Genomic DNA, 5,335 nt, shown 5'->3' with positions numbered 1-5,335 from the left:
GAGCTATCCTGAGAATATTGAGGTGAGGCATGATATGACATACAACGCCTCAGATCCCCCATCAAACTCTAGATCTGGAACTATTTCTATGGAAATGAGCCAATCTATGTACCAATTACCTGAGCAGCCGATGCAACCAAGATTACATGATCAGCGAGTTGGTTGGTTTACTGTAAGACAGATCGACTATGGTTCCGAAGCACTAAAATCAGACCTTAAAACATACATCAGAAGATGGAGACTGGAACCAAAAGATCCCGAAGCCTATGCCAGAGGAGAATTAGTGGAGCCAGTAAAACCAATTGTGTATTATTTGGACCCTGCAACTCCTGAAAAATGGAGACCCTATTTCCGTCAGGGAATTGAAGATTGGCAGGTGGCTTTCGAAGCTGCCGGTTTCAAAAACGCTATCATCGCAAAAGATGCACCTACCGCCGATGAAGATCCGGATTGGAGTGCTGAAGATGCTCGGTATTCCACGGTTAGATATGTAGCAACAACTACTAGAAATGCAATGGGGCCTAGTGTATCGGATCCTCGTTCCGGTGAAATAATAGAAAGTGACATTGTTTGGTATCACAATCATTTAAGATCATATAGAAACCGCTATATGCTGGAAACTGGTGCAGCAAATCCTTCTGCACGGACGTTAAACACACCTGATGAAGAAATCGGTGAAATGATGCGAAGAGTAATTTCTCATGAAATTGGACATGCCCTTGGCTTGCCTCACAATATGAAAGCTTCTTATGCTTACCCAACTGATTCTTTACGTTCAGCTACTTTCACTCAAAAGTGGGGCCTCGCTGCAACAATCATGGATTATACCAGATACAATTATGTGGCTCAGCCGGGTGATGAAGGTGTTCGTTGGGTTCGTATGCTCGGGCCATATGATAATTATGCAATCAACTGGGGCTATAGATATATTCCAAATGTGAATTCTCCAGAAGCTGAAAAACCAATTTTGGATAGCTGGATCAGGGAAAAAGCAGGAGATCCAATGTACTTGTTTGGTGGAAGTAATTCTTTTGACCCAAGTTCTCAAACAGAATCTGTCGGGGATGACCCCGTGAAAGCCAGTACCTATGGATTGGCAAACTTAAAAATTGTGGCTCCAAATCTTGCAAAATGGACTGCTACAGCTGGTGAGGGTTATGGTGACTTGGAAGAACTATATGGAGAATTGGTTGGTGTCTGGAGTCGTTATGCCAACCATGTAGTAACAAACATTGGGGGTGTTTATGAAGAATTCAAAACTACCGACCAGGAGGGTGTCACTTATACCCCAACTTCTAAAGCTGAGCAGGTGAAGTCAATGAAATTTCTAAATGAAAACGTTTTTACCACTCCAGATTGGTTACTTCAAAAAGAAATATTAACCAATATCGAACCTAGCGGGGCTGTTTCTTCCATCAGCAGACTACAGTCAAGAATTCTCAGTAATGTACTCAGAATGGACAGGTTGGAGAGGATGATTGACAATGAAGCTTTAAATGGAGTGGATGCCTATTCAATGACTCAAATGTTGAGTGATTTAAGAAAAGGAGTTTGGTCTGAATTAGCAGGTTCAAACGACATTGATGCTTTCAGAAGAAATCTTCAGCGAGCCCATGTAGAACGTCTTGCTACTCTTATGACTCAAGATGAAAGAAGTCGATCTGATGTGAGTGCTGCGGTTAGGGCAGAATTGAAACTTATCCAAAATTCGGCGCGAACAGCAAGTTCGAGATACAGTGCTGGCATCATTCAAAACCATCTTCGTGATATTGATGCCTTAATAGACACAATACTTGATTCAGAATGATTTTAGTTGTCATTGCTCTTCATATGGAGAGCAATGACATTTTTTTTGTAGGCTACATCAACAATCATTAAACTCAATTTGCTTTCCCTTACCTATCAGAATAATTTAAGGAAAACCCTATTGAAAAATATGATCTAAGTTTTTTATCCTTAGAGTTACTGCTTATGCCGGCTGTTATTGGGCCTAAAATAGATTGATAGCTAATATCGGCACCAAATCCAGTATACGAATCTGTTCTAAAGAGTCTTTCCAGATAATCTTCATCATTTATGGCGTAATTATCACTGAAGCCCAAGTAATTTATTCCTGCTCTCAAATAAACTTTTTTAACAGGAATGAATTGTGCATCAATGCCAATTTTAGCAAAATTCGGAGTTTGTATTTCCGCATAATTCAGGCCCCAAAAATGGGTGTCTGTAAATCTGATATTTTGGTATCCTCCAACAAAAAAATCTTGATAAATCTTACTTGATTCATTAGATAAAGTTAATCCTCCGGCTACCTCAGGTTTAAATTGTAATTTGGGACTTACGCTTAAGTATTTACTATATTTCCCGAGAACAGAGAAATAAGGCTTAGGCTCCAATAAATCAGTAAATGCGTTTAAATCATCCTTTGGAAATGGGAGTTCGACACCATCAACATTTATAAATAAAGTATCAAATCCGGATTTTAAATTAATTTTCAAGCTATTCTTTGCATGAAAAGTTGATTCAAATAATCCTTCAGCTCCTTTTGTGGGATAATTCCTATCGTTTTGAGAATTTCTATAGTATCTAAACCTCAGCCCTAATGAACTTTGAACTCCATTTTTTAAGCCATCAGAATAATCAAAGTTAAATTGAAGTCGAGATTTACTGTATTCAAATATTCCCCCAATAGCAAAAGACTGTTTGAGTGAACCAGTGGTTATTATTTGCGCCACCAAACTAGAATTTCTATCAATTGTTATAAAAGACTCATCACCATTTTCATATTGTGGAAGCTGCTGGCGAAGTAAATTCAACCTTGCGTTGAAAGCCAAGTTTTTATTCCCATTAAAGTATTTATAATGATCGATCCTGCCTTTTGGATTTTCTGAAACATCCAATAAAAAAACGGTTCTGCTATTTTTACCAATAAAATCCCTAGCTGTAAGGTTGAAAAGAATTCCAGCAGAAAACTGATTATCGTAATGAACAGTTGTGCTCAATAAAGTGGCTGGTTTTTCCTTTAATCTCACTTTTAGATTATACCTGTTTTCACCAAAAGGAACCAAAGAATAGTCAACTTTATAAAATCCATTGATCCCATAAACCCGGCGAATAGCTATTTCCAATTCTTCCCTCGTAACTGTTTCACCAACTGAAATATCTAATTTGGATAGAAGTAAACTATTTGAAAACAATCTATTTCCTACAAACGAAATTCCTGAAATCTGTATTGGCGATTCTTTAAAACCGATTCCAGTCACATTATCATTCCTTCCTAGACTATCTGCCAAATGCTTGAAATCATCAAAATATTGTTGGCCGGCTTCATCTCCAAGAGCTAAGATCTCTCGGAAATTGCCAAAACTAGCAGTGGAATAATCACCTAGATCTGGTTTAATATAGATATCACATTGCTCAATGTTTCCCTTTGTTTTTGAGAGTGATTGAGCCATCGCCAGTTGCATCAAAATCCCTCCAAATCCTCCCAATTGATCCACTTGCAGAAAATCTTCGTCAGAAACGTTTACACCGATAACGATATCTGCTCCCATTTCTTTGACAATATCAACTGGGAAATTATTTACTACACCACCATCTACCACAGATGTGCTATCCAAATCAAAAGATGTAAAGGCAGTTGGTATCGCAATACTGGATCGCATTGCATCATGAAGATATCCTTTTTCGAAAATTATTGGTTGTCCTGTAGCGATATCGGTAGCAACACATCGAAATGGAATAGGGAAATCATCAAAACTATCATAATTATTTGCCGGCCAGGTATAATAATGTAAAACCTCGGATAGCATTTGGCCTTCTATCAATCCAGATGGAAATGCAATCTTTCCTTTTACTAGTGGAAACTCCAATAAATAGCGATTGTAATACTCCTTTTCTTCAAAAGAGATGGTGTTGAACTCCACCCTATTGGAGATAATCAAGTCCCAGTCAATATTGAGAATGATTTCCTCCAATTCATCAGCACTGTAACCCAAGGCATATAACCCACCTACTACCGACCCCATACTGGTTCCGACCACATAATCTGGTCTGATCCCAGCCTTTTCCATAGATCTGATGACCCCGATATGGGCCATTCCTTTGGCACCTCCTCCACTCAAAACCAAACCGATTTTAGGTTTGGTTTCGGTGGTTTTATTGCCTTGAAAAGCAAAACCAGAAAAAGCAGCTAATTGAAAAAAAACAATCGCTAAAATGAATTGAAATGATCTAATTACTGCCATTCTATTCTTTATTTTCTGTAATCAAGAGGAGCACTTCTATCTCCAGTAAGTGCTTCATATTTAAAACCAGGCCCTCTTCTTTTATCCAGTTCAGCTTTAGCTTTTTGTGCAATAGAAGGATCCTTCAAAATATCTATGGCTGTAAGTGTCAAAGTTTTTGCAGCGACCATCATTCCCTTTTTGCCAATGCTTGTACCTCCGGCGGCTACTGCCTGCCAGGTATGAGCAGAAGTGCCAGGAACCCAAGTAGCTGTACCCAAACCAGCAGTAGGCACAAGCCAACTAACATCTCCTACATCTGTTGATCCTCCAGAACCTTTTTCTCTTACTTCAAAAGGAGCAATTTTTGTTGCATCTTCTGGGGAAACCAATACTCCGGGAGGATATGTCTTAATGATATCTTCAGCAAACTTTTTCTCTTCAGCTGTATAAGAAACTCCTCCTACTTTTTCTAAATTCTTATGCATTATACTAGCAAGAGTCTCATTAGGCATTAGGTTATATACTCCATTAATAATCTCATATTCCATAGTAGTCTGAGTGCCTTGTGCAGCTCCTTCTGCAGCATCTACCAGCTTTGCAAAAATCTCTTTTACCTTCATGGCATCCGGGTGCCTCACATAATGATAAGACTCGGCAAATGCAGGGACTACATTAGGAGCTTCCCCTCCTCTAGTGATCACATAGTGCATTCTGGTCTCTTGTGGCACATGCTCTCTCATCAGGTTTACCATAAAATTCATCGCTTCTACCCCATCAAGTGCAGATCTTCCTCTATCAGGAGCCGCAGCAGCATGAGATGCTTCTCCATAAAACCTGAATTTTGTGGAGATGTTGGCTAAAGAGGAATTTGCTCCAGCATTGTTACTTGAATATGGGTGCCAATGCAGCATTGCATCTACATCATCCATAATTCCGGATTTTGCCATGTAGACTTTACCCCCTCCCCCTTCTTCAGCGGGAGTTCCATACACACGAATAGTTCCTTGTATATTATTTGCTTTAATCCACTCCATAGCTGCAATGCCAGCCGCTACAGAAGCAGTCCCAAATAAATGATGGCCACAAGCATGTCCAGCTCCGCCCTCAAC

The 5,335-nt window shown here is 39.4% G+C and carries 3 protein-coding genes; 1 reads left to right on the top strand and 2 read right to left on the bottom strand.

Annotated features, from left to right (window positions below; genetic code table 11):
• A partial coding sequence (locus Q0L68_RS15685; protein ID WP_296705040.1) for a zinc-dependent metalloprotease occupies window positions 1-1,807 on the top strand: 1,807 nt, incomplete at its 5' end.
• A gap of 88 nt (window positions 1,808-1,895) precedes the next feature.
• On the opposite strand, the gene Q0L68_RS15680 is transcribed toward Q0L68_RS15685, so the two are convergent.
• Window positions 1,896-4,244: a patatin-like phospholipase family protein gene (locus Q0L68_RS15680; RefSeq protein ID WP_296705038.1), complete on the bottom strand. Its 2,349-nt coding sequence runs from the start codon at window positions 4,242-4,244 to the stop codon at window positions 1,896-1,898.
• Between the two features lie 8 nt (window positions 4,245-4,252).
• On the bottom strand, window positions 4,253-5,335 hold a 1,083-nt coding region (locus Q0L68_RS15675), incomplete at its 5' end, for an amidohydrolase (RefSeq protein ID WP_296705036.1).

Origin of the sequence: Algoriphagus sp., from assembly GCF_024642405.1 — a bacterium.
GTDB lineage: Bacteria > Bacteroidota > Bacteroidia > Cytophagales > Cyclobacteriaceae > Algoriphagus.
Note: the sequence above shows the minus strand (reverse complement) of the source record. Positions and strands in the feature narration are given on the sequence as shown.

Coding starts and splice junctions, on each gene's coding strand:
- Q0L68_RS15680 (WP_296705038.1), bottom strand. CDS start 4,244: ATGGCAGTAATTAGATCATTTCAATTCATTTTAGCGATTGTTTTTTTT.